This is a genomic window from Amycolatopsis sp. NPDC026612, from assembly GCF_040638285.1.
GTDB lineage: Bacteria > Actinomycetota > Actinomycetes > Mycobacteriales > Pseudonocardiaceae > Amycolatopsis.
The window spans coordinates 150917-174328 of the sequence record NZ_JBEZYB010000005.1 but is presented as its reverse complement, the minus strand read 5'-3'; the positions used below and the strand labels follow the sequence as shown (position 1 = coordinate 174328).

Below are 23412 nucleotides of genomic sequence, written 5' to 3'. Positions count from 1 at the left end.
GCGGGAGGGCTCGCCGCGACCGTCCTAAGCGGGTGTTAGGAACTGTCTCCCGACCTTGCTTGGTTACCCGCTGGTTGGTCACCGTGAGTCGCAACACAGGAGGTCGACGATGACAACCCGGCTCAGCGGTGCCACCACGTATCAGCACGGCAGCGAAAAGCGCGTGATCGGCAACGTGCTGCGCGGCTCGATCGGCAACTTGATCGAGTGGTACGACTGGTACGCCTATGCGGCGTTCACCACCTACTTCGCCAAGTCGTTCTTCCCGACGTCCGACACGACGGCCGCGTTCCTGGGGACCGCGGCCGTCTTCGCCGTCGGGTTCCTCATGCGCCCGCTGGGCGGCTGGATGCTCGGCCGGTTCGCCGACCGGTTCGGCCGCCGCAGCGCGCTCGTGCTCTCGGTGACGTTCATGGCGGGCGGCTCCCTGCTCATCGCCGTCACGCCGAACTACCACACGATCGGGATCGCCGCGCCGATCCTCCTGCTCGTCGCCCGGCTGATCCAGGGGCTGTCGGTCGGCGGCGAGTACTCCACCTCGGCGACGTACCTGTCCGAAGTGGCCACGCCCGGCAAGCGGGGGTTCTACTCGAGCTTCCAGTACGTGACGCTCTACGGCGGCCAGCTGCTGGCGCTCGGCTTGCAGCTGATCCTGCAGGCGCTGCTCACCGAGCAGCAGCTGACGGCGTGGGGCTGGCGGATCGCGTTCGCCGTCGGCACCGTCGCCGCGCTCACCGTGATGTGGCTGCGGCGGGGCATGGACGAGTCGGAAAGCTTCAAGCAGGCGTCCGGCGGCGAGGCGGCGGGCGAGCGGGGCACGCTGCGCGCGCTCGCCAAGTACCCCAAGGAGATCGCGCTCGTCGTCGGCCTGACCCTCGGCGGCACGGTCGGCTTCTACACCTTCGCCACCTACAGCCAGAAGTTCCTCGAGAACACCGCGCACATCCCGCGGCGCCAGGTCACCGTCGTGCTGTTCTGCGCGATCCTCGTCGCGGCGATCCTGCAGCCCCTCGCGGGCCGGCTCTCCGACCGGATCGGCCGCCGCCCGCTGCTGCTGTTCTTCGGCATCGGCGGCACGCTGCTCACCGTCCCGCTCATGACGGTGATGGGCTCGACCCGCAACCCCGTCGGCGCGTTCTTCCTCGTGCTGGCCGGGCTGGTGATCGTCGCGGGGTACACCTCGATCAACGCGATCGTGAAGGCCGAGCTGTTCCCGACGAAGATCCGCGCCCTCGGCGTCGGGCTGCCCTACGCGCTGACCGTGGCGATCTTCGGCGGCACCGCCGAGCTGATCGCCCAGGCGCTGAAGAGCGCGGGGCACGAAACGGTCTTCTTCTGGTACGTCGCGGGCTGTGTCCTGGTTTCCCTGATCGTCTACGGCACAATGCGGGAAACCTCGAAGACCTCGGAGCTGGAAGACCGCTGAGAGAAGGATGGCCGTGCGCGTGCTCCTCGTCGAAGACGACGCGGGTGTCGCCGGCGCGCTCGCCGAGTCGCTGCACGCGCGCGGCCATCCGGTCACCAGCGTCGGGCGCGGGGCCGACGCGCTGCAGCACCACCGCGACGCCGACCTCGTCCTGCTCGACCTGGGCCTGCCCGACCTCGACGGCCTCGACGTGCTGCGCAAGATCCGGGCCGTTTCGCCGGTCCCAGTGATCGTGCTGACCGCCCGCGGCGACGAACGCTCGGTCGTCCGCGGCCTGCGGCTCGGCGCGGACGACTACCTCACCAAGCCGGTGCGGCTGGCCGAGCTGCTGGCCCGGATGGACGCCGTCGTGCGGCGCGCGGTCGCCCGCACCGCCCCGGCCGGTGATGTCGTACGCGTCGACGACGTCGAGATCGACCTCGGTGCCCGCCGGGTCCTGGTCGCCGGGTGCGACGTCGGGCTGACCACCAAGGAGTTCGAGATCCTGGCGGTGCTCGCCGCACGCCCCGGCACCGCGGTCAGCCGTCAGCAGCTGATGGACGAGGTCTGGGGCGACGCGTACCTCGCGGTGTCGCGCTCGCTCGACGTCCACCTGACGCAGCTGCGCGCGAAGCTCGACCGGCCGGGACTGCTCACCACCATCCGCGGCTTCGGTTACCGGCTCGGCCGGGACTGACGCCGTGCGCACCCGGCTCCTGGTGGTCCTGGTCGCCCTGGCCCTCGCGGTGGTCGCCGCGTTCGCCGTGCCGCTGCTGACGGCCACCGCCGAGCAGCGCACCCAGCAGCTGGTCATCGCCCGCACCGCCGACGTCGACCGGTTCGTCGTGCTCGCCCAGCAGGCCGTCGACACCCACGATGCCGCGGCCCTCGCGGCCGACGCGGCGCGCTACGCCGAGCTGTACGGCGAAGGCGTCGTCATCGTCGATGCCCGGCGCGTCCCGCTGGTGCAGGCGGGCGGCCTGACCGCGGGCACCCCGGCGGTGCGCGCGCTGGTGGAAGCGACCATGCGCAACGAGCCGGCGCCGCGCGCCGACCGGCTGGACCCGTGGTCGGCCGAACCGGCCTACTTCGCCCGCCCGGTCGGCACCGGCACGCGGGTGTCCGGTGTGGTCGTGCTGCGCGCTTCGGTGACGGCGGCGGCCGCGGACGTCGCCACCCGGTGGGGCACCATCGGCGCCGGTGCCGTGCTGGCCGCGATGGTGTTCGTGCTGCTCGCCGTGGTGCTGGCCCGGTGGATGGTGCGGCCGCTGCACGAGCTCGAAACCGGGGTGCTGGCCGTGGCGGGCGGGCACCGCGCGCACGTCCCCGAACGCACCGGGCCGCGCGAGCTGCGGTCGCTCGCCGCCGAGGTCAACCGGATGTCCGAGGCCGTGCTCGAAGCCGCCGAACAGCAGCACCGGCTGGTCGCCGACGCCTCGCACCAGCTCCGGAACCCGATGGCGGCGCTGCGGCTGCGCGTCGACTCCCTGGCCCACCAGGTCGACGGCGACGGCACCACCTACCGCGCGACCGTCGCCGAGGTCGAACGCCTGGAGCAGCTCCTCGACGGCCTGCTGGCGCTCGCGCTGGCCGAGAGCACCGCGACCCGCGTGGCGGCCGGCGGCGCCGACGAGACCTGCGATCTCGCGGCCGTGCTCGCCGAACGCGTCGACGCCTGGCGCCCGGCCGCCGAGGACGCCGGTTCGGCCGTCGTCCCGCCGCCGGGCCACGCCGAGCCGGTGACCGTGCGCTGCCCGGAAGGCGAGCTCGCGCAGATCCTCGACGTCCTGCTCGACAACGCCGTCCACTACGCCGGCCGCGGCGCGAAGATCACGACCGGCTGGGAAGCCGGCGCGACGGCGGCGACCCTCGTCGTCGCCGACGACGGGCCCGGGCTGTCCGCGGAGGACCGGGCGCGGGCCACCGAGCGGTTCTGGCGCGCCGGCGGCGAAGGCGCCCCGCGCGGGACCGGCCTCGGCCTGGCCATCGCGCACCAGCAGGTGCGCACCCGCGGCGGGGTCCTGGAACTGCGGCAGGCCAGCCCGCACGGGCTCGAAGCCCGCGTCACGCTGCCGCTGCAGGAGGTGCCGGGATGACGCTCCCCCGCCGCACGGCCCTGCTCGGCGGCCTCGGCCTCGCCTTGGCCGGGTGTTCGACGGCAGGTTACCGCGGCCCGGAACGCCCGCTCACCATCGCGGCCGGCGAGCGGGGCGGGTTCTACCTGGCCTTCGCCGAGCTTCTGGCCGCGGAGCTGAACCGCGCGGAACCGCTGTTGCACGCCACCGCCGTGCCGACCGAGGCGAGCGTCGCCAACGTCGGCCTCGTGCAGCGGGGGCAAGCCGACCTCGGGCTGGTGCTCGCCGACGTCGCCCAGACCGCGCTCGGCGGCGGCCGTCCGTTCGCCGGGAAGGTGCCGCTGCTCGCGCTCGGCCGCGTCTACGAGAACTACCTGCAGCTCGTGGTGCGGGCCGACGGGCCGGTCCGGCGGCTCGCCGATCTCGCCGGGCGCGCGGTGTCCCTGGGAGCGAACGGCTCCGGGGCGGCCCAGCTCGGCGAGCGCGTCCTGGCGAAGGCTGGCGTCACGGTCGACGCCCGGCACCTGCTGTTCGACGACGCCGTCCACGCGCTGGCCGGCCGCCGGATCGACGCCATGCTGTGGTCGGGCGGAGTGCCGACGCCGAAGCTCGCCGACCTCACCCGCACCACGCCGATCGCCCTGCTGCCGCTGGATTCGGTGGTGCCCGCACTGCGCGCGACGTACGGCCCGGTGTACGACCAGGTGCAGGTGCCCGGCGGCGCGTACCGCGGAGTCGGCGCGCTGAGCACGATCGGCGTGGCGAACCTGCTGCTCTGCGCGCCTTCGCTGCCCGACGACGTCGCCGCGGCCGTGGTCCGGCTGCTCGTCGAACGAGCCACCGCCCTGGTGCCCGCCGAAGCCGTCGGCACGCAGTTCCTCGACGTGCGGACGCTGATCGGCACGCAGCCGGTGCCGCTGCAGCCGGGCGCGGCGGCCGCGTACCGGGCGCTGCACGGCTGACCGCTAGATTGGCCTCGTGACCGAAGCCCGCCGTCCGATCGCCGAGATGCCGCTGCGTGTGCGCTACCAGGAGTGCGACGGGCAGGGTATCGTCTTCAACGCCCACTACCTGGCCTATGTGGACATGTGCTCCTTCGAGGCGGAGAAGGCCCTCTTCGGCTCGCACGAGGAGTTCGTCGCGCACGGCGTCGACGTCGTGGTCGCGGAGGCGAACCTCACCTTCCGCGCACCCGCCCGCCACGACGACGAACTGGTCGTCTCGCAGTACCCGGCCCACCTCGGCACGACGTCCCTGATCTTCGACTTCGAGATCCACCGCGGCGAAACGCTCCTGCTGGCGGCGAACCTGCGGTACGTCTTCATCGACCCGGCGACCCTGCGGCCCACGCCGCCGCCGGAGGAGGTCCGCAAGGTCTACGCGGGCCTGCTCGGGGGCTGAGCCGTGTTCCGCGTTCTCTTCCACCAGCCGGAAATCCCGCCCAACACCGGCAACGCCATCCGGCTGGCCGCTAACACCGGTTGCGAACTGCACCTGGTCGAGCCGCTCGGCTTCACGTTGGAGGACAAGCAGCTGCGCCGCGCCGGGCTGGACTACCACGACCTCGCGCGGGTGCACGTCCACGCCGATCTGGCCGCGGCCTGGGAAGTGCTGCTGCCGGCGAAGGTGTACGCGTTCAGCGCTTCCGCGACGCGGCTGTACACCGACATCGCGTACACGCCGGGCGACGTCCTGATGTTCGGGCGGGAGTCGGTGGGGTTGCCCGCCGCCGTCCAGGAAGCGCCCGAGGTGACCGACCGCGTGCGGCTGCCCATGCTGCCGACGAGCCGCTCGCTGAACCTCGCCAACACCGCGGCGATCACGGTCTACGAGGCCTGGCGCCAGAACGGCTTCGCGCTCCCGGACGCCTGACCGAGCCGCGCCGACGGCGATCCGACGGCGATTCGGCCGCGCGCCCGGCTCCGGTAGGTTCGCCGGATGCGACAGCAGTTCCTGGGGGCGCTCATCGGCGCCGCGTTCGGCACGGTCTTCGTCCTGGTCAACTCCGGTGCCCCGGTGCCGGCCGCCGCCGGCTGGGTGCTGCGCGCCCTCGCCGTGCTCGCGCTGGCGGCGGTGGTGGTCCTCGGCGTTCGTGCGGGCGGGCGGCTGACCCTCGAGGGCCGGCCGATGTTCGGCCCGGCCTACCGCGTGATCGTGATCGGCGAAGTGGTGCTGCTCGTCGCCGGGTTCTTCGTGCTGGACCTGCTCGAAGCGCCGGTCCAGGCGAACGTCGCGTGGATCGCCACGGTCGTCGGGCTCCACTTCGCCGCGCTCGCGTCGGCCTGGAAGGCCCGCTCGATCCTGGTGGTCGGCGTGGTCCTGACCGTGCTCGGCGTGGCCGGCCTCGCCCTGCTGGGCACGCCGGGGCGGCCGTGGGTGCCGTTCGTCAGCGGCGTCCTGCCGGGCGTCACCCTGCTCGGCGGAAGCCTGTACGGCGTCCGCCGAGCCTGACCCCGAGGCGGCACTTTCACGTGAAAGTGCCGCAGCGGGGTCACGGGAGCCGCTGGCCGAAGAACAGGCTGGCCGCCGCGCCCAGCATCAGGATCAGCGTGCCGACCACCACCCACGGTTTGCTCGCGTCGGCGTCCTTCAGCTCGTAGCCGATTTGCTCGCCGAGGTCCGCGTAGACGTTCTTCAGCTCCTCGGCGCTGGCTGCCTTGTAGAAGTCGCCGCCCGAGAGGCGGGCGATCTCGCGCAGCGATTCGTCGTCGACGCTCACCGGCTGGGGCTTGTCGTCGATGGTGACCGAACCGTGGGTGGTGCCGAACGAGATCGACGAGATCGGCACCCCGGCCTGCTTCGCCGCCTGCGCCGCGGTGTACCCGCCGCGCGCCGCGTACAGGTCCTCCGGCACCGTCTGCTTCCCGTCGGACATCAGCACGATCCGTGCCGGCGGCGGCCCGTCCGCCCCGCCGACGACGCTCGAGAAGCTCTCCACCGACTGCAGGGCCGCGAAGATGCCTTCCCCGGTCGCCGTCGACTGGGCCAGCTTCAGGTTTTCGATCGCCTTGATCACGCCGTTGCGGTCCGTGGTCGGGTTGACCAGCACCGTCGCCGTGCCCGCGAACGAGATCAGCCCCAGGTTGATCCCCGGCGTCATGTTCCGCGCGAAGCTCGTCGCCGCTTCCTGGGCCGCCTGCAGCCGCGTCGGGAGGACGTCGGTGGCCTCCATCGACAGCGACACGTCGATCACCAGCATCACGGTCGCCCGGTTGCGCGGCACCTTCTGCTCGGCGGTCGGCCCGGCCAGCGCCACGGTGAGCAGCAGCAGCGACAGCACGATCAGCACCGCCGGCAGGTGCCGGACCCAGCCCTGGCTCTTCGGCGCGACCTTCTCCAGCAGTTCCAGGTTCGCGAACCGCATGGTCCGCTTCCGGCGCGCCCGCTGGGCGAGCACGTACCCGACGGCGACCGCGGCGACCGCGATCAGCAGCAGGAACCACCAAGGCGACGCGAACCCCGTCAAACTCACGCGCACACCTCGCTGACGCTCGGTGCCGCCTGAGCCGGCAGCGCTGTGTCGAATGGTTCGGTCGCCAGCTCCCTCACGCCACACCCCCGGACCAGCGGCGCTTGCGGGCGACGACGAACCGCACCATGTCGGCGATCCAGTCGGCGTCGGTGCGCAGCGTCAGGTGCGCCGCACCCGCACGCCGCAGGCCGGCCGCCACCCGCTGCCGGTGGGCGTGGGCCGCGGCCCCGAACTCCTTGCGCAGCAAGGCCGAAGCGTGCACTTCGCGCTGTTTCCCTGTCTCCGGGTCGGCCAGCACGACGGTGCCCACTTCGGGCAGGTCGATGTCGCGCGGGTCGAGGACTTCGATGGCGATCAGTTCGTGGCGCCCGCCCAGGGCCCGCAGCGGCCGCTCCCAGGACGTGTCGCCCAGGAAGTCGGAGATCACCACGGCCAGGCCACGGCGGCGCGGCGGCCGGCGCAGCGCTTCGAGGGCCTCGGCGAAGTCGCCCCGGGTGCCCTCGGGAGCCCGGGGCGTCTCGGCGATCCGGCGGACCAGGTTGCGCGCGTGGGCCAGGCCGCCGCGCGCCGGGATGCGGGTGGTCTCCGCGCCGTTCGACAGCAGCCCGCCGATCCGGTTGCCGCCGCCCCCGGTGAGGTGCGCGACCGCGGCGACGGCGCAGACCACCAGGTCGCGCTTCTCGCACAACGCGGTGCCGAAGTCGAGGCTCGCCGAGAGGTCGGCGACCACCCACGTCTCGAGCTCGCGGTCGGCCACGGTCTCCCGGATGTGCGGGGTCGTGGTGCGCGCGGTGACCGCCCAGTCCATCCGGCGCACGTCGTCGCCGGGCTGGTACGGGCGGGCTTCGCCGGGCTCGGACCCCGGTCCCGGCACCAGGCCGAGGTGATTGCCCTGGAGCAGCCCGTCGAGCCGGCGGCGGACGTCGAGCTCCAGGGTGCGGAGCCCGGCTTCCAGCCGCTCGCCGCGCAGCACCGGCGGCGCCCAGGAAGGGCGGGCGCCGTCCACTTTCTTGGCCATTTCCGGGTTACCTGACCGGCGCGCCCGCCGGGACCGGGCCGCCCTGGCCGGTCCCGCCCTGCGGCCGGGCCGAGACCTGCGGCAGCGGCACGGTCTGCAGCACGCGGGTGATGATGTGGTCGATCGGGACGCCGTCGGCCAGCGCGTCGTAGGACAGCACGAGCCGGTGGCGCAGCACGTCGGGCACGACGTCGACGACGTCCTGCGGCAGCACGTAGTCGCGGCCGCGGACCAGGGCCAGCGCCCGCGCGGCGGCGATGATGCCGAGGCTCGCTCGCGGCGAGGCGCCGTAGGACACCCAGCCGGCGACGTCGGCGAGGCCGTGCTCGTTCGGTGTCCGGGTGGTCAGCACCAGCCGGACGACGTAGTCGACCAGCGCGTGGTGCACGAACACCTGCGCCGCGACGCCCTGCAGCCGGACCAGCTCGCCCGGGCTGAGCACCTCGTGCGGGGTGGGCGGCGTGACGCCCATCCGGTAGATGATCTCGCGCTCCTCCTCGGCGGAGGGGTACTCGACGAGGATCTTGAACAGGAACCGGTCGCGCTGCGCTTCCGGCAGCGGGTACACGCCCTCGTTCTCGATCGGGTTCTGCGTCGCGAGCACGAGGAACGGGTCGGGCATCGGGAACGTCTGCCCGCCGATCGACACGTGCCGCTCGGCCATCACCTCGAGCATCGCCGACTGCACCTTCGCCGGCGCGCGGTTGATCTCGTCGGCGAGCACGAAGTTGGCCACGACCGGCCCGAGCTCGACGTCGAAGCGCTCGGCGCCCTGGCGGTAGATCCGGGTGCCGAGGATGTCGGCGGGCACCAGGTCAGGGGTGAACTGGACGCGCGAGAACGAGCCGCCGACGACCCGGGCGAACGTCTCCACGGCCAGGGTCTTCGCGACACCGGGCACGCCTTCGAGCAGCAGGTGGCCCTTGGCCAGCAGGCCGACCAGCATCCGCTCGACCAGGCGGTCCTGGCCGACGATGATCCGCTTGACCTCGAACACGGTCCGCTCCAGCAACTGGGCGTCCCGGGCCGGCGTCGCGGGCTGTTGCCCGTTCCCGCCCTCGGCGTAGCCGGGCTCGGTCACTCTGCCTCCTCAAACTCGTGCGCCGCCCCCGCGACGGTGATCACGCGGTGCGACCGTACTGCGTCCCCCGGTCGTTCGTCCGCCCGGCACGCGGACGCGGGCCTGGGCCCACGATCAGCCAACACGGTCACCGGTGTGACATCTGTGAAGGACGTCCGGTTCCCGCGCTCAGCGGTGCCGTTCGAGGTCCTCGGGGGTGTCGATATCGTCCGCTTCATCCCGTTCCGCCGGCAGGTCGGCGATCACCAGGCCGCCCAGGACCCGCCGCAGGGCCGCGTTCTCCGCCTGCGCCGGCACCGCCGCCCGCAGCGCCGCGGCCCGCCAGGCGCCCAGCAGCCACTGCCGCTTCCCCGCCGCGTCGACCAGGACCGCGCCGTCACCGTCGCCGATCGCCGCGACCAGCCTGTCCACTGTGGACCGCCGGACGCCCGGGAGGTCGGCGGCCAGCACCACGACCGCCTCGACGTCTTCGGGCACGAACACCAGGCCCGCGGCCAGCGCCGCCACCGGCCCGGTGCCCGGCACCGGTTCCCGGGTCCACACGACGTCGAAGCCGGGCCGCCGCGGGCCGACGGCGATCACCCGCTCGGCGCCGTCCAGGGCGTGGATCGCGCGGGCCAGCAACGGCTTCCCGCCCACCGACAGCGCCGGCTTGTCCACACCGGACAGTCTGCGGGCCGAGCCACCGGCCACCACGATCCCCGCGTAGCGCACCGGGGCACCCTAGCGGCCCAGCACGAGGTAGGTGAAGCCCAGCACGCCCCGGTAGTCCACGACGTATTCACGCAGCCGCCGGTCGAGCCACTCCCGCACGCCGGCCGCCCGCCGGTCGGCCGGGTGCGCCGACAGCCACTCCGCCCAGGCCGCCCGTGACGTCGACTCGAAGTCGTCCCACTCCCGCTGGTCCGCGGTGCTGAAGTGCAGCACGCGCCAGCCGGCGCCGGCCGCGGCGTCGAGCAGGTCCGGCAGGGTCAGCACGTCCGGGCCGAAGATCTCCTGCGCCGCCGGGCCGGGCGGCGTCGCCCAGTAGCCGTCGCCGTAGAGCAGGCGACCGGACGGCACCGCCCCGGCCAGCCCCTCGAGCGCGGCCTTCGTCGAGCCGAAGGCGTGGGACGCGCCGATGCAGAACGCCCGCGCGGCGGGAACGTCCCAGGTCGCGGCGTCGGCCTCGACGAACTCGACGCGCCGGTCGAGCCCCCGCTCGCGGGCCGCCGCCCGGCCACGCGCCAGCGACGTGCCGTCGGTGTCGACGCCCGTAGCGCGCAGGCCCGGCGTCCGGGCGACGGCACGCAGCAGCAGTTCGCCCCAGCCGCAGCCGAGGTCGGCCAGGTGTCCCCCGTCGAGGGCCATCCGGTCGAGCAGCAGCTCCGCATGGCCCTCGGACAGCGGCGTGTTCCAGCGCATCCGGGTGCGCCGCAGCGCGTTCAGTTCGTCGTCCACGCGGTCGATCTTCGCGATGACCGCCGCCGCCGTCGACCGGATTTCAGCCGATGACGCGGATCGCGTAGGGCATGATCCCGCCGTAGCGCACGGGCGCGACCCGCACCCGCAGGCCGGACTGCGGCGCCTCGACCATCTGCCCGCCGCCCAGGTAGAGCGCGACGTGGTGGATGCCGCCCGGGCCGCCCCAGAACAGCAGGTCGCCGCGGCGCATCTGGGACAGCGGCACCTGCCGCCCCGACGAGTACTGGTAGCCGCTGTAGTGCGGCAGCGAGCGGAGCCCGGCGAAGGCGTAGATCATCAGACCGGAGCAGTCGAAGCCGATCTTGTTGTAGTCGCCGTAGCGGTCGGCGACGCCGCCGTCGCGGATGCCGCGAGTCGGGCCGCCGGCGTTGCCGCCGCCCCACGCGTACGGCATGCCCAGTTTCGACAGCGCCCGGGCGATCGCCACCTCGACCGACGAGCCCGCCGGGCCCGACGGCGCCGGACCGCCCGAGGGACGGCCACTACCGCCGGCCGAAGCGAGCGCGGCCTGACGAGCGCGCTCCTCGTCCTCACGTTGCTTTTGGGCGAGCCAGTCCTGGTAGCGCTGCCGCTGGCCCTGCAGCCCGCTGACCTTGGCCTGCGCGGCGTAGAGCTGCTGCTCGACGTCCGACTTGGACTTCTCGAGCTGGGTGTTGCGGGCCGCCTGGCTGTCCTGGGCCTGCTCGGCGGCGGTCCGCGCGGCGTCGGCGCCGCTCTTGGCCCGGCGGGCCGCGTCCTGCTTCTGCCGGGCGATCTCGGCGGCCTTGCGGGCCGCGGCGTCCTTGTTGGCCTTGTCGGTCTGCGCCTGCTGGAGCCGGTCCAGGGCGTTGAGCCGGTCGCCGCCGACGGCGTCGAGCAGCTGCGCGCGGGCCAGCATGTCCTTGGGGCTGTCCGCGCTCAGGTACGCCGAGAGCGAGCCGACCGTGCTGCCCTGCTGGAAGCTCGCGGCGGCGAACGTCTTGAGGTCCGCGCGGGCCTGCTCGATCGCCGCCGACGCCGCGTCCGCCTCGGTCCGCGCGGCCTTGGCGTCGTTCTCCGCCTGCGTCGCGTCGTCCTGCGCGGTCTGCAGGTCGACCAGGGCCTTGTTGGCCTCTTCCTGCTTGAGCTCGACGTCGTCCTGCAGCTGCGAGAGCTGCTGCTCGGCCTGGGCCAGCCGGCTGGTCAGCCTGCCGACCTCGCCGGCCTTGGCATGGGCGTCGGCCTTGCCCGCCTGGATGTCGGAGTCGCTCGGGTTGGGGGGCGGCGGCGGTGCCGCGAGGCCCGTGCCGCCCGCGCCGAGCAAGATCACCAGCGTGAGCGTGGTCACGCTGAGTCCCCGGCGGACGCCCGGCACCCTCGGACCTCCGTACCGTCCCGCCACGACCGCCACCTCCGCTCACCAGCGCACACCGCGTGTCACTGCAGTCACACCACTATCACAAGCAACAGAGGAAACTTACACAACGTAGGCACCAATTCCCCTTAACGAGGGACCCCCGCATCAGATGGCGCAGCCCACACCGCGTGTCGCCTTGAACCCCAAACAGGACACGCGTACTGTTTGAGGCACCGCGAGGTGTGCCATCCCGAATCCGGTCCTACGGTGGGGGTGCGCAAGACTCGCTCCGCCCCGCGCGGACCTGCACGACACCGAACCGACCGAACTGACCCGGGACTTCCCTGCCGCGACGGCGCGGCGTCCCCGCCACTGGAGTTAGACGTGACCGCACCTGCCAGCAAGGACAGCTTCGGCGCCAAAGACACGCTGAAGGTCGGCGACGCCTCGTACGAGGTGTTCCGCCTGAACAAGGTCGAGGGCGCCGAGCGCCTGCCCTACAGCCTGAAGATCCTGCTCGAGAACCTGCTGCGCACCGAGGACGGCGCGAACATCACCGCCGACCACATCCGCGCGCTGAGTTCGTGGGACCCGAAGGCCGACCCGTCGATCGAGATCCAGTTCACGCCCGCCCGCGTGATCATGCAGGACTTCACCGGCGTGCCGTGCGTCGTCGACCTCGCCACCATGCGCGAGGCGGTCACCGACCTCGGCGGCGACCCCGACAAGGTCAACCCGCTGGCCCCGGCCGAGCTGGTCATCGACCACTCGGTGATCATCGACGTCTTCGGCCGCCCCGACGCCTTCGAGCGCAACGTCGAGATCGAGTACGAACGCAACCGCGAGCGCTACCAGTTCCTGCGCTGGGGCCAGGGCGCCTTCGACGAGTTCAAGGTCGTCCCGCCGGGCACCGGTATCGTGCACCAGGTCAACATCGAGCACCTCGCGCGCACGGTGATGGCCCGGGGCGGCCAGGCCTACCCCGACTCCTGCGTGGGCACCGACTCGCACACCACCATGGTCAACGGCCTCGGCGTGCTGGGCTGGGGCGTCGGCGGCATCGAGGCCGAGGCGGCCATGCTGGGCCAGCCGGTGTCGATGCTCATCCCGCGCGTCGTCGGCTTCAAGCTGACCGGCGAGATCCCGGCCGGCGTCACCGCCACCGACATCGTGCTCACCATCACCGAGATGCTGCGCAAGCACGGTGTCGTCGGCAAGTTCGTCGAGTTCTACGGCGAGAGCGTGGCCGCGGTGCCGCTGGCCAACCGCGCCACCATCGGCAACATGAGCCCGGAGTTCGGCTCGACCGCGGCGATCTTCCCGATCGACGAGGAGACCGTCCGCTACCTCAAGCTGACCGGCCGCTCGGCCGAGCAGGTCGCACTGGTCGAGGCCTACGCCAAGGAGCAGGGCCTCTGGCACGACCCGTCGCGCGAGGCCGCCTACTCCGAGTACCTCGAGCTGGACCTGTCGACAGTCGTCCCGTCGATCGCCGGCCCGAAGCGCCCGCAGGACCGCATCGAGCTGACCGACGCCAAGGCGTCGTTCCGGGTGTCGCTCGCGGACTACGTCACCGACGAGGTCGAGGGCTCCGCCGCGCGCAAGCCGGGCGTTCCCCAGCAGGAGCAGCCGAAGGGCGTCGAGTCCACTGTGGACGAGGCCTCGTCGGAGTCCTTCCCCGCCAGTGACGCGCCGGCGTACTCGGCGGGCGGCAACGGCGGCGGCGAGCCCGCGCCGCACCACACGGGCGTGGCCGCCGAAGGCCGCCCGAGCAAGCCGGTCAAGGTCTCCACTTCCGACCGCGGCGAGTTCGTCCTCGACCACGGCGCCGTGGTGATCGCCTCGATCACCTCCTGCACCAACACCTCCAACCCGTCGGTCATGCTCGGCGCCGCGCTGCTCGCGCGCAACGCCGTCGACAAGGGCCTCGCGGTCAAGCCGTGGGTGAAGACGTCGATGGCGCCGGGCTCGCAGGTCGTCACCGACTACTACACCAAGGCCAACCTGTGGCCGTACCTGGAGAAGCTGGGCTACCACCTGGTCGGCTACGGCTGCACCACCTGCATCGGCAACTCCGGCCCGCTCTCGGACGAGATCTCCGCGGCGATCCAGGAGAACGACCTCACCGCCGTCTCGGTGCTCTCGGGCAACCGGAACTTCGAAGGCCGGATCAACCCCGACGTGAAGATGAACTACCTCGCGTCGCCGCCGCTGGTCATCGCCTACGCGCTGGCCGGCACGATGGACTTCGACTTCGCGAACCAGCCGCTGGGCCAGGACACGCAGGGCAACGACGTCTTCCTCAAGGACATCTGGCCGACCGCCCAGGAGATCCAGGAGACCATCGACCACGCGATCACGCAGGAGATGTTCACCAAGGACTACGCGGACGTCTTCGACGGCGGCGAGCGCTGGAAGTCGCTGCCCACCCCGGAGGGCAAGACCTTCGAGTGGGACCTCGAGTCCACCTACGTGCGGAAGCCCCCGTACTTCGAGGGCATGACGCCCGAGCCGGCCCCGGTCACCGACATCACCGGCGCGCGCGTGCTGGCCAAGCTGGGCGACTCGGTCACCACCGACCACATCTCCCCCGCCGGCGCGATCAAGCCGGGCACGCCGGCCGCGCAGTACCTCACCGAGCACGACGTGGAGAAGAAGGACTTCAACTCCTACGGCTCGCGGCGCGGCAACCACGAGGTGATGATCCGCGGCACGTTCGCGAACATCCGGCTGCGCAACCAGCTCCTGGACGACGTGCAGGGCGGCTACACCCGCGACTTCACGCAGGAGGGCGCGCCGCAGGCGTTCATCTACGACGCGGCGCAGAACTACGCGGCGCAGGGCACCCCGCTGGTCGTGCTGGGCGGCAAGGAGTACGGCTCGGGTTCGTCGCGTGACTGGGCGGCCAAGGGCACCTCGCTGCTGGGCGTGCGCGCGGTGATCACCGAGTCGTTCGAGCGCATCCACCGCTCGAACCTGATCGGCATGGGCGTCATCCCGCTGCAGTTCCCGGCGGGCGAGTCGGCTTCGTCGCTCGGTCTCGACGGCACCGAGACGTTCGACATCTCGGGCATCACGAAGCTGAACGACGGCGAGACCCCGCGCACGGTGCACGTGACGGCGACGAAGAGCGACGGGTCGGCCGTGGAGTTCGACGCGGACGTCCGCATCGACACCCCGGGCGAGGCGGACTACTACCGCAATGGCGGCATCCTGCAGTACGTGCTGCGGAAGATGACGCAGGCGTAAGGGTTCCGGCTTCCGGAGGGCCTCCCCGCTCGGCGAGCGGGGAGGCCCTTTCCCATGCCGGTGGGCGCATGCCCGGTCGTTCTGTGCCGGTCCTCCGGATGAGCGCTACGCCCAGTGCCGTCGCAGGTGCGGGACGAGGTCTTCGGGCCGCTCGTCGGGGAAGAACAGCTTCGCGCCGGGCACCTCGACGATCTCCGTGACGCCGGGGACGGTGTCCCGGAACCGGTGCGCCCACTCGATGCCGAAGTTCGGGTCCCCGGTGCCCCACACCAGCAGCGTCGGCACCCGGAACTCCTCGAGCAGCGGCTCGATCGCCTCGAGGTCCTTCCCCTCGATGGACGTCAGCATCCGCTCGAAGTTCCGGGCGGCGCCGAGCGTGCCGAACACCGGCTCCACATAGGACCGCACGACGTCGTCCGGGACCCGTTCCGGGTGCTCGTACCCGGCACCGAGGGCCCCGGCCCGCGCCTGGTCCAGGTCCTCGGCGAGCCGGAGCGCCAACGGCGCCAGCTCGCCGCGCCCGGCCAGATCGACCACCGGGCGGAACGCCTCGGGCGGCAGGTTGCCGACGGTGTCGCAGTTGGTCAGGGTCAGCGTCCGCAGCCGGTCGGCGTGGTGCACGGCGAAGACCTGCGCGATCGCGCCGCCGGTGTCGTTGGCGACCAGGTCGAGCTCGCCCAGTCCCAGTGCCTCGCAGAAGTCGTCCAGCAGCCCGGCGAGCCCGCCCAAGCCGAGGTCCTGCCCGGCCGACACCGGCGAGCCGCCGTGCCCCGGCAGGTCGAGTGCGACGCAGCGGCGCACGTCCGCGAGCTCCGTCATCACCTTGCGCCACAGCACGCTGTTGGTGCCGACGCCGTGCACGAACAGCGCGACCGGCCCGGCGCCGATGTCGGCGTAGGCCACTTCGCCGGAGGCGGTCGACACGCGGCCGCGCCGGTCCGCCCAGGTTCCGAGATCCATCGGTAGAGTCCCTCCAGAAGAAACCGACTGACGGTCTAGTATCAACAGACCGACAGTCGGTTTGTCAACGAGGGAGGCGCTCACCGGCATGAACAAGAAGATCGACCGCGGCCAGGCGACCCGGGAGCACCTCGTGGCGGTCGCCACCGGCCTGTTCACCGAACAGGGCTACGACGCCACCTCCATCGAGGCCGTGCTCCGGGCCGCCGACGTGAGCCGAGGGGCGCTCTACCACCACTTCCCCGGCAAGGACGCGCTTTTCGCCGCCGTGCTGGACGCGGTGTACGAGCGGGTGGAAGCGGAAGGCGCGCGGGCCGTCGAAGGCGTGACCGAGCCGGTGGCCGCCCTGCGCGCGGCCTGCCTGGCGTGGATCCGGAGCACCGCGGACCCCGTGGTGCGGCAGGTGATGCTCATCGACGCGCCGGCGGTGCTCGGCTGGCAGCGCTGGCGGGAGCTCGACGAGCGGCGTGCCCTCGGCAAGATCAAGGCGGCGTTGCGGCGCGACGGCCGGATTCCCGCCGCCCGCGTGGACCTCTTCGCGCACGTGCTGCTCGCCGGGATGAACGAGGTCGCGATGGTGCTCGCCCGCGCCGAAGACCACCCGGGTGCCGCCGCGGAGGCCGAAGCCGCCGCCGTCGACCTGCTCGACCGGCTGCTCCGGACGTGAAAACGGGCCGGGGCGACCACGTCACCCTGGCCCGTCACTTCGGTGCTACGGGGTTTCGAACGGCTGGACGTTCGGCTGGAACACCTGGCCGGCCGCCGGGACCTTGAGATCGGTCAGGTAGTCGGCCACGGCCTTGTCGACGCCGAGGGCATCACCGAGGATGCAGTGGCCGAACGCGTCGACCGACAGCAGCCGGGAGTTGCCGAGTTCGGCCGCCATCTGCTGCGCGAACCGGTACTGCGTCGCCGGGTCGTAGAAGTTGCCGACCACGACCACCGGGACGTCCGTCTTCGCCCGCCAGGGGCCGCGGTAGACGTCCGGCTTCTTCGCCGGCCACACCGGGCAGCCCGCCGTGTCGGCGAACGCCTGGTAACGGCCGAAGGTGCGCGACTCGCGCTCCCACTTCGCGGCGATGTCGGGCACCTGCTCCTGCTTGATCCGGAACGGCTTGTCGGAGCAGTTGACGGCGAAGTACGAGTCGTCGCTGGTGTAGGGGCTGTCCGGGTTCTGGTCGGCCAGGCCCTGCTTGCCGGGGGTGAGCGCCTTCAGCGGCTTCGCCTGCAAGGTCTGGGCCTGCACCCCCGCCGGGTGGAGGGCGGTGTAGAGCGCCTGCAGGTCCTCGGCGAGGCCGGGGAACGCCGCCGGCGAGTACAGGACGCTCGACACCCCGCCGGTGAACTGGTTGATGTCGACGGTGCCGCCGCCGGGGATGGTGATCGGCTGCTTGCGCAGGTACTCGCGCAGTTCGTCGAACTTCGCCCGCGGATTGCCGTCGCTGAACGCGCACTTCGCGCCCACCTGGTCACACCGCTTGAGGAAGCCGTCGAGCGAGATTTCGAAACCCTGCGCGCGCTCGCGGTCGTACTCGACACCGTCGCTGGTGCGCAGCGCCGGGTCCACGTTGCCGTCGATGACGATGGCGCGGGACTGCTTCGGGAACATCGACGTGTATGTCGAGCCGATCAGCGTCCCGTACGAGAAGCCGACGTAGGTCAGCTTCCGGTCGCCGACCGCCGCGCGCAGCGTGTCGAGGTCGCGCACGACGTCCTTGGTGGACATGTGGTTCAGCAACGAACCCGCGTTGTTCTTGCAGAACCGGCCGTAGTCCCGGTAACTCGCGAGCGTGCCGGAGATTTCGGTGCGGCTCAGCGGCACCGCGATCTGGGCGCCGAAGACCTCGTCGGCGTCCTCCTGCGTGGTGAAGCAGCGCAGCGGGTTGCTCTCGCCGACCCCCCGCGGGTCGAACCCGATCAGGTCGAAGCGGTCGAGGACCTGCGGCTGGAAGATGTACTGGCCGCTGATCGGCATCCGCAGGCCCGAACCGCCGGGGCCGCCGGGGTTGAGGAACAGCGAGCCGACCCGCGTGTCCGGCGTGCGGGCGGCGCGCTTGAGGAGGGCGATGTCGATCGTGCCCCGTGCGGCGTTGTCGTGGTCGATGGGCACCCGGTAGCGGGCGCAGCTGTAGGACTTCACCTGGTCCGCGGGCACGCCGGCGAGGGTGTCACTCGAGCAGGTACCCCAGGTGACGGCGGGGGTGGCGCCGACGACGGCGGGCTTGACCGCCGAGTCTTCGGCCGCCGCGGCGGTGCCGGCCGTCCCGGCCAGTCCCACGCCGGCCACGAGCGCCCCCGCCAGTGCGAACGACCGCACCCGGCCCTGTGTGGATCTCGGCAAGACGTTCCTCCCTAGGTCACGCGCATTCTTTGGAATGCACGCAGCGCCGCGAGGTCACGACGCCACTGCGCGTTACCCGGGAGAGACTGGCACAAAGCGGTGAATCCCGGCACCGGCCGAACGGATGGTGGAACCTATCGAGCCGTCCGGGTGAGCACGAAAACCGGCAACCTCCGGCCGGCTTCGCGCTGCTCCATCGCGTACCCCGGCCAGAAGGCGAGCAGCTCGCCCCACATCCGGTCGTACTCCTCGCCGTGGAGCTCCCGCGCGAGGACGTCGACCGGCTTTCCGGCCAGCGCCACCTGGCACTTCGGGCCGGCGCGCAGGTTCAGCGCCCACGCCGGGTCGTTCGGGCGGCCCCAGTTCGACGCGGTCAGCACGAAGTCGCCGCCGCGCGGGTAGTAGAGCAGGTTGGTGCTGCGGGGCAGCCCGCTCTTGCGGCCGGTCGTCGTGAGGCGCAGCGACGGCAGCCCGGCGAGCGCCACGAGGCTCACCCGGCCGCCGAACGCCTTGTGCAGTTTCTTGTCCGCCCACACGACGAACCGGGCCGTGCGCATCAGCCACGGCCTGGTACCGGCGGCCCGGGCCAGTGCCCGGAGAGGATTATCCACGCACGGATCTTGCCAGGCTCACCCCGAACCGCTGCTGGGAGTCCGTCCACCAGTGGTCGAGGGCGAACCCGGCCGCGGCCAGCTCGGCCTCGACGCCGCTCGGGCGGAACTTGGCCGAGATCTCCGTCCGGATGTGCTCGCCTTCGGCGAAGGTCACCGTGAGGTCCGCGCCCGGAATCTCGACGGTCAGCTCGCGCCGGGCCCGCAGGCGCATCTCGATCCATTCGTTCTCCGCGTCCCAGTGCGAGACGTGCTCGAACTCGTCGAGGTCGAAGTTCGCGCCCAGCCGGGCGTTGATCACGCGCAGCACGTTCTTGTCGAACTCGGCCGTCACGCCGGCGGCGTCGTCGTAGGCGCGTTCGAGGATCCGGGGGTCCTTGACCAGGTCGGTGCCGAGCAGCAGCCACTCCCCCTCGTCCAGCACCTCCCGCACCGAGCGGAGGAAGGCGCTGCGCTCGGCGGGCAGGAAGTTGCCGATGGTGCCGCCGAGGAAGGCCACCACGCGCGGCTGGCCGCCGGGAAGCAGGGCGAGGTGCTGGGTGAAGTCCCCGACCACGCCGCGGACGCTCAGCTTCGGGTAGTCCTTCGAGATCGCTTCGGCCGCCTCGGCCAGCGCGGATTCGGACACGTCGAGCGGGACGAACGCCTCCAGGGTGCCGTGCGCGGTCAGCGCGTCGAGCAGCAGCCTGGTCTTCTCGCTCGACCCCGAGCCGAGCTCGACGAGCGTGTGCGCGCCGGTCAGCTCCGCGACGTCGCCGGCGTGCGCGGCCAGCACCTCGCGCTCGCTGCGGGTCGGGTAGTACTCCGGCAGCTGGGTGATCTTCTCGAACAGCTCGCTGCCGTCGGCGTCGTAGAACCACTTGGGCGGCAGCCACTTCTGCTCGGCGGTGAGCCCGGCGACGACGTCGGCGCGCAGTTCCGCGGTGACGGCGTCGCCGGAGCGGTGGTGGTCGAGATCGACTTCGGTCATGACGGCTCCAGGGTCAGGGGAAGCAGGTCGACGCCGGCCGCGGTGGCGCGCACGGCGTGGTGGTCGGGGACGGGCCGCCAGCGCGGGTCGCCGTCACAGGGTTCGGAGGACAGCAGCACGCCGGCCGGGGTTTCCAGCACGGACAATGCGTGCGTCCAGGCCGTGCCGATCAGCGTTTCGCCGTCGGTGAGCAGGAAGTTGAGCCGAGACCCGGGCGCGGCCGCTTCGACGGCGGCGGTCAGCGCCGCCACCGCCTCGAGCGGATCCTCCCCCGTGGCCAGCCGGGCCCGCAGCAGCGCCCAGAGCACGGCCGAATCCGTCGGCGCTTCGAGCGTCAGCAGTTCGGTGACGGGCAGGGTCTTGGCCAGTTCGGCCAGCGAATCGGGGTAGCCGCGGACGACGCCGTTGTGGCTGAACAGCCAGCGCCCGGCGGTGAACGGCGCCGCGGCCACCTCGGTCACCGGCATGCCGGTGGTGCCGTTGCGGACCGCGGCGACGAACGCGCCGGCGGTCACCGCCGCGGCCAGCGGCGGCAGCGTCTCGTCCGTCCACAGTGGAGTGGAACGCCGGTGGCGCAGCGGCGGCGAGCCCGGGCCGGGGTACCAGCCCAGCCCGAACCCGTCGGCGTTCACCGAGCCGCCGCCGCGCATGTCCGCCGGCGCGTACGACTGCACCAGCAGGGAATGCGGGGCACGGAAGAGCACCCCGGCGGGCGAAACCGGCTCGCCGAGGTAGCCGATGTGGCGGCACATGCGCCTAGCCCACCTCGCCGGGTGCCACGTCGCGGGCGGTGCGGAAGCCGGCGAAGATCTGCCGCCGGATCGGGTAGTCCCAGTTGCGGAACGTGCCCCGGATCGCCGCCGAGTCCGTGCCGAACGACCCGCCGCGCAGCACCTTGTGCTCGGGGCCGAAGAACACCTCCGAGTACTCCCGGTACGGGAAGGCGGCGAAGCCCGGGTAACCGTGGAAGTCCGTGCTCGTCCACTCCCAGACGTCGCCGATCAGCTGGTGCGCGCCGGTCGGCGACGCGCCGGCCGGGTACGCCCCCGCCGGCGCCGGGCGCAGGTGCCGCTGGCCGAGGTTGGCGTGCTCGGGACCCGGTTCCTCGTCGCCCCACGGGAACCGGCGCGACCGGCCGGACGCGGGGTCGAACCGTGCGGCCTTCTCCCACTCCGCCTCGGTCGGCAGCCGCCGCCCGGCCCAGGCCGCGTACGCCTCGGCCTCGTAGTAGGAGACGTGCACGACCGGCTCGTCGGCGGGCACCCGCTCGTGGACGCCGAACCGGGTGCGCCACCAGCCGTCCTGTTCCCGCTTCCAGAACCGCGGCGCGCTGATCCCGTTCGCGGTCCGGTAGGTCCAGCCGGCCGGGCTCCACCACCGCTCGTCGTCGTAGCCGCCGCCGTCGAGGAATTCGACGTAGGCCCCGCAGGTGACCGGCACGGTGTCCAGCCAGAACGCGTCGACGGCGATTTCGTGCGCCGGGCGTTCGTTGTCCAGCGCCCACGGCTCCGCCGACGTGCCCATCGTGAACGCACCGCCGGGCACCAGGACCTCCGCCGGCAGCGCGCCGGACCGCGCGGGCGGCGGCTCGGGCGCGTGCAGCACCGGGTCGCCCCGGCGCAGCTGGTGGGTGGCCAGCATCGTCTCGTCGTGCTGCTGCTCGTGCTGGGTGATCATGCCGAACGCGAACGCCTGCTCGGTCAGCCTGCTGCCCGCCAGCGGAACGCGTTCCAGCACGTCGAACGCCTTTTCGCGGACCTGCTTGACGTACGCGCGTGCCTCGGCCGGGCCGAGCAGCGGCAATTCCGGCCGGTCGGCGCGGGCGTGCTGGAAGGCGTCGTAGATGTCATCGATCTCCGGCCGCAGCGGCTCGCGGCCGCCGACGTCCCGGACCAGCCACAGCTCTTCCTGGACGCCGATGTGCGCCAGGTCCCAGACCAGCGGCGACATCAGCTTGGAGTGCTGGCGGACCAGGTCTTCGTCGTCCACGGCATCGGTCAGCGCCACGCTGCGCGCCCGGGCCCGGGTCAGTGCTTCGGCCGCCCGGGCACGCAGGTCCTGCGCGCTCAGGTCACCCAGTGCTTCCGTGCTCATGCTTCGCTCCTCGATCGGTACACGCGCCCCTGCACGCTCTCGCTGATCTCGGTGATCGATTCCTCCGGCAGCCCGGTCGCGCCCAGCTCGGCACAGCCGAGGTCGGCCAGCGCCGCCGCGGCGGCCGCCAGCTCCGGGTCCGCCAGGCCGCGCCGCGCCGCGGTGGTCCACCGGTCCGCGACCGCGGCGCAGACATCGCGCGCCTTGTCGACGGTGGACGGCCGGGCGAGCAGCGCGGAAACCAGCGCCACCGGGGCCAGCCACTCGTCCGGCGGTTGCGCGTCGAGGTACCGGATCTCCAGGTACCCCTGCGGGCGGACCGGGGTGAACATCGTGGTGAGGTGGTAATCGAGGTCCGCCACCGTCGGCCGCGGCAGCAGGGCGGCCGCGCCCCGGCCGTCGATCCAGTCGGCGAACGTCAGCCCCTCCGGCGCGTCCCACGGCCGGTCGCCGCGGGGCAGCACCATCAGGGGGACGTCGAGCAGGCGCCGGGCCCACGCGCCGGCCGGGTCGTCGCCCGCCACGCCTGCCGTGCGCGTGCGGACCGCTTCCGTGTCGTGGACCGCCAGCCACCGGGCGGAGGCGTGCCCCGTGTCCCGCCCGGCGTGGACGCGGGAATTGGCGAAGAGGGCGAGCAGTGGCGGGCCCATCGCGTGGGCCGCCACCCACCGGGCGGCGTAGTGCTCGGGCCCCCCGGCGTCGACGCAGACCTGCAGGCCCGCGGTGCTGCTCATCATCGTGAGGCCGCCGGGACCGATCGGCGCGAACCGGCGCTCCATGGCCGCGTACCGCGGCGTGTGCAGGATCCGGCGGGGGGCGCGGTGAGCGTCGATGCCCGTTTCGCCCAGTTCGAGACCGTGCCGGGCGAGGCTGTCGCGCAGGTGGTGCAGGTCGGCCGTGACCACCGCGTCGAGTTCACGCAGGGAGGCCTGGGGAAGAGCGGAAATCTCGACCTGGCACCCGGGCTCGAGGCTCACGGGTGAGCCGGCCGGGAGCGGGGTGGCGGGGCTGCCGGGGCGGAGCGTCCGCGGGGTGTGCGGACCCAGCGCCGTGGCGAGGACGTCGGGATCGAGGGGTCTGGCCGGGTCGTCGGCGTGGTGCACGGTGAACTCCAGCTCCACGCCGGTCAGGCGCGGTGGCCCGTGCTTGAAACACACCGATGCGACATACGCCTCGCCGGCCGCGCGGTCCGCGAGGACCCGCGCGGTGCGGTTCGACGCACTACCCGACTTCTCGGGAAAATCGTGCACCGTGGACACCTCTGTCATGTCCGTTCCTGTTCCTTGTGGGGGGAACTTCTTGCCTTCGGACGCTACACGCGGGGTACGACAAATTCAGGGCGGATCTTGCACATCGG

General features: G+C 72.4%; 22 protein-coding genes. 9 read left to right on the top strand and 13 right to left on the bottom strand.

What is annotated here, in order from left to right; translation table 11 throughout:
• The first annotated feature begins 109 nt into the window (after positions 1-109).
• From AB0F15_RS07800 to AB0F15_RS07770, 7 genes are all read left to right on the top strand, one after another.
• Positions 110-1426, top strand: a complete 1317-nt coding sequence (locus tag AB0F15_RS07800) for an MFS transporter (protein ID WP_360266817.1) — start codon at positions 110-112, stop codon at positions 1424-1426.
• Between the two features lie 7 nt (positions 1427-1433).
• Complete coding sequence (locus AB0F15_RS07795; RefSeq protein ID WP_360266814.1) at positions 1434-2102, top strand: response regulator transcription factor; 669 nt, start codon at positions 1434-1436, stop codon at positions 2100-2102.
• 4 nt (positions 2103-2106) lie between these two features.
• On the top strand, positions 2107-3501 hold the full coding sequence (locus AB0F15_RS07790; protein WP_360266811.1) for a HAMP domain-containing sensor histidine kinase: 1395 nt from the start codon (positions 2107-2109) through the stop codon (positions 3499-3501).
• Positions 3498-4442: a TAXI family TRAP transporter solute-binding subunit gene (locus AB0F15_RS07785; protein ID WP_360266808.1), complete on the top strand. Its 945-nt coding sequence runs from the start codon at positions 3498-3500 to the stop codon at positions 4440-4442. Before AB0F15_RS07790 ends, AB0F15_RS07785 begins: the two co-directional genes overlap by 4 nt.
• A gap of 16 nt (positions 4443-4458) precedes the next feature.
• Entirely contained in the window at positions 4459-4881 is a 423-nt protein-coding gene (locus AB0F15_RS07780) for a thioesterase family protein (RefSeq protein WP_360266805.1), read from the top strand.
• Between the two features lie 3 nt (positions 4882-4884).
• The gene (locus AB0F15_RS07775; protein ID WP_360266802.1) at positions 4885-5352 is read left to right on the top strand and encodes a tRNA (cytidine(34)-2'-O)-methyltransferase; all 468 of its coding nucleotides are present in this window, start codon (positions 4885-4887) and stop codon (positions 5350-5352) included.
• Between the two features lie 66 nt (positions 5353-5418).
• Entirely contained in the window at positions 5419-5931 is a 513-nt protein-coding gene (locus tag AB0F15_RS07770) for a hypothetical protein (RefSeq protein WP_360266798.1), read from the top strand.
• A gap of 40 nt (positions 5932-5971) precedes the next feature.
• Here the strand turns inward: AB0F15_RS07770 and AB0F15_RS07765 are convergent, their stop codons facing one another.
• The 6 genes from AB0F15_RS07765 to AB0F15_RS07740 all read right to left on the bottom strand — a co-directional run bounded on the left by AB0F15_RS07765 (position 5972) and on the right by AB0F15_RS07740 (position 11848).
• Complete coding sequence (locus AB0F15_RS07765; protein WP_360266795.1) at positions 5972-6952, bottom strand: VWA domain-containing protein; 981 nt, start codon at positions 6950-6952, stop codon at positions 5972-5974.
• A 73-nt stretch (positions 6953-7025) separates the two neighbouring features.
• Positions 7026-7970 (bottom strand): DUF58 domain-containing protein, encoded by a 945-nt coding sequence (locus AB0F15_RS07760; RefSeq protein ID WP_360266792.1) that lies wholly within the window; start codon positions 7968-7970, stop codon positions 7026-7028.
• Between the two features lie 7 nt (positions 7971-7977).
• A complete protein-coding gene (locus AB0F15_RS07755) occupies positions 7978-9051 on the bottom strand; it encodes an AAA family ATPase (protein WP_308671871.1) in 1074 nt (357 codons plus the stop codon).
• A 168-nt stretch (positions 9052-9219) separates the two neighbouring features.
• On the bottom strand, positions 9220-9765 hold the full coding sequence (locus tag AB0F15_RS07750) for an NTP transferase domain-containing protein (RefSeq protein ID WP_360266788.1): 546 nt from the start codon (positions 9763-9765) through the stop codon (positions 9220-9222).
• A gap of 9 nt (positions 9766-9774) precedes the next feature.
• Complete coding sequence (locus tag AB0F15_RS07745; RefSeq protein ID WP_360266786.1) at positions 9775-10491, bottom strand: methyltransferase domain-containing protein; 717 nt, start codon at positions 10489-10491, stop codon at positions 9775-9777.
• Positions 10492-10534: 43 nt separating this feature from the next.
• Positions 10535-11848: an NlpC/P60 family protein gene (locus tag AB0F15_RS07740; RefSeq protein ID WP_360267150.1), complete on the bottom strand. Its 1314-nt coding sequence runs from the start codon at positions 11846-11848 to the stop codon at positions 10535-10537.
• Positions 11849-12214: 366 nt separating this feature from the next.
• Between AB0F15_RS07740 and AB0F15_RS07735 the strand changes: the two genes are divergently transcribed.
• Positions 12215-15079, top strand: a complete 2865-nt coding sequence (locus AB0F15_RS07735) for an aconitate hydratase (RefSeq protein ID WP_360266783.1) — start codon at positions 12215-12217, stop codon at positions 15077-15079.
• A 105-nt stretch (positions 15080-15184) separates the two neighbouring features.
• Here the strand turns inward: AB0F15_RS07735 and AB0F15_RS07730 are convergent, their stop codons facing one another.
• Positions 15185-16039: an alpha/beta hydrolase gene (locus AB0F15_RS07730; protein WP_360266780.1), complete on the bottom strand. Its 855-nt coding sequence runs from the start codon at positions 16037-16039 to the stop codon at positions 15185-15187.
• Positions 16040-16127: 88 nt separating this feature from the next.
• Here AB0F15_RS07730 and AB0F15_RS07725 point away from each other — a divergent pair, with 88 nt between their 5' ends.
• Positions 16128-16706 (top strand): TetR/AcrR family transcriptional regulator, encoded by a 579-nt coding sequence (locus AB0F15_RS07725; protein WP_360266777.1) that lies wholly within the window; start codon positions 16128-16130, stop codon positions 16704-16706.
• A gap of 45 nt (positions 16707-16751) precedes the next feature.
• Here the strand turns inward: AB0F15_RS07725 and AB0F15_RS07720 are convergent, their stop codons facing one another.
• From AB0F15_RS07720 to egtA, 6 genes are all read right to left on the bottom strand, one after another.
• Positions 16752-18356 carry an alpha/beta hydrolase gene (locus AB0F15_RS07720; RefSeq protein WP_360267147.1) on the bottom strand — a complete coding sequence of 535 codons (1605 nt, stop codon included), beginning with the start codon at positions 18354-18356 and terminating at the stop codon, positions 16752-16754.
• A gap of 158 nt (positions 18357-18514) precedes the next feature.
• Complete coding sequence (locus AB0F15_RS07715; RefSeq protein ID WP_360267144.1) at positions 18515-18937, bottom strand: nitroreductase family deazaflavin-dependent oxidoreductase; 423 nt, start codon at positions 18935-18937, stop codon at positions 18515-18517.
• A 46-nt stretch (positions 18938-18983) separates the two neighbouring features.
• Positions 18984-19961 (bottom strand): L-histidine N(alpha)-methyltransferase, encoded by a 978-nt coding sequence (gene egtD / locus AB0F15_RS07710; protein WP_360266775.1) that lies wholly within the window; start codon positions 19959-19961, stop codon positions 18984-18986.
• Positions 19958-20713 carry an ergothioneine biosynthesis protein EgtC gene (gene egtC / locus AB0F15_RS07705; protein ID WP_360266772.1) on the bottom strand — a complete coding sequence of 252 codons (756 nt, stop codon included), beginning with the start codon at positions 20711-20713 and terminating at the stop codon, positions 19958-19960. The genes egtD and egtC overlap by 4 nt, the downstream gene beginning before the upstream one ends.
• Before the next feature lie 4 nt (positions 20714-20717).
• Positions 20718-22055: an ergothioneine biosynthesis protein EgtB gene (gene egtB / locus AB0F15_RS07700; RefSeq protein WP_360266769.1), complete on the bottom strand. Its 1338-nt coding sequence runs from the start codon at positions 22053-22055 to the stop codon at positions 20718-20720.
• Positions 22052-23314: an ergothioneine biosynthesis glutamate--cysteine ligase EgtA gene (gene egtA, locus AB0F15_RS07695; RefSeq protein ID WP_360267141.1), complete on the bottom strand. Its 1263-nt coding sequence runs from the start codon at positions 23312-23314 to the stop codon at positions 22052-22054. Before egtA ends, egtB begins: the two co-directional genes overlap by 4 nt.
• Between the last annotated feature and the right edge of the window lie 98 nt (positions 23315-23412).

Coding starts and splice junctions, on each gene's coding strand:
- egtD (WP_360266775.1), bottom strand. CDS start 19,961: ATGACCGAAGTCGATCTCGACCACCACCGCTCCGGCGACGCCGTCACC.
- AB0F15_RS07800 (WP_360266817.1), top strand. CDS start 110: ATGACAACCCGGCTCAGCGGTGCCACCACGTATCAGCACGGCAGCGAA.
- AB0F15_RS07730 (WP_360266780.1), bottom strand. CDS start 16,039: ATGGATCTCGGAACCTGGGCGGACCGGCGCGGCCGCGTGTCGACCGCC.
- AB0F15_RS07785 (WP_360266808.1), top strand. CDS start 3,498: ATGACGCTCCCCCGCCGCACGGCCCTGCTCGGCGGCCTCGGCCTCGCC.
- AB0F15_RS07715 (WP_360267144.1), bottom strand. CDS start 18,937: ATGCGCACGGCCCGGTTCGTCGTGTGGGCGGACAAGAAACTGCACAAG.
- AB0F15_RS07760 (WP_360266792.1), bottom strand. CDS start 7,970: ATGGCCAAGAAAGTGGACGGCGCCCGCCCTTCCTGGGCGCCGCCGGTG.
- egtC (WP_360266772.1), bottom strand. CDS start 20,713: ATGTGCCGCCACATCGGCTACCTCGGCGAGCCGGTTTCGCCCGCCGGG.
- AB0F15_RS07795 (WP_360266814.1), top strand. CDS start 1,434: ATGGCCGTGCGCGTGCTCCTCGTCGAAGACGACGCGGGTGTCGCCGGC.
- AB0F15_RS07770 (WP_360266798.1), top strand. CDS start 5,419: ATGCGACAGCAGTTCCTGGGGGCGCTCATCGGCGCCGCGTTCGGCACG.
- egtB (WP_360266769.1), bottom strand. CDS start 22,055: ATGAGCACGGAAGCACTGGGTGACCTGAGCGCGCAGGACCTGCGTGCC.
- AB0F15_RS07725 (WP_360266777.1), top strand. CDS start 16,128: ATGAACAAGAAGATCGACCGCGGCCAGGCGACCCGGGAGCACCTCGTG.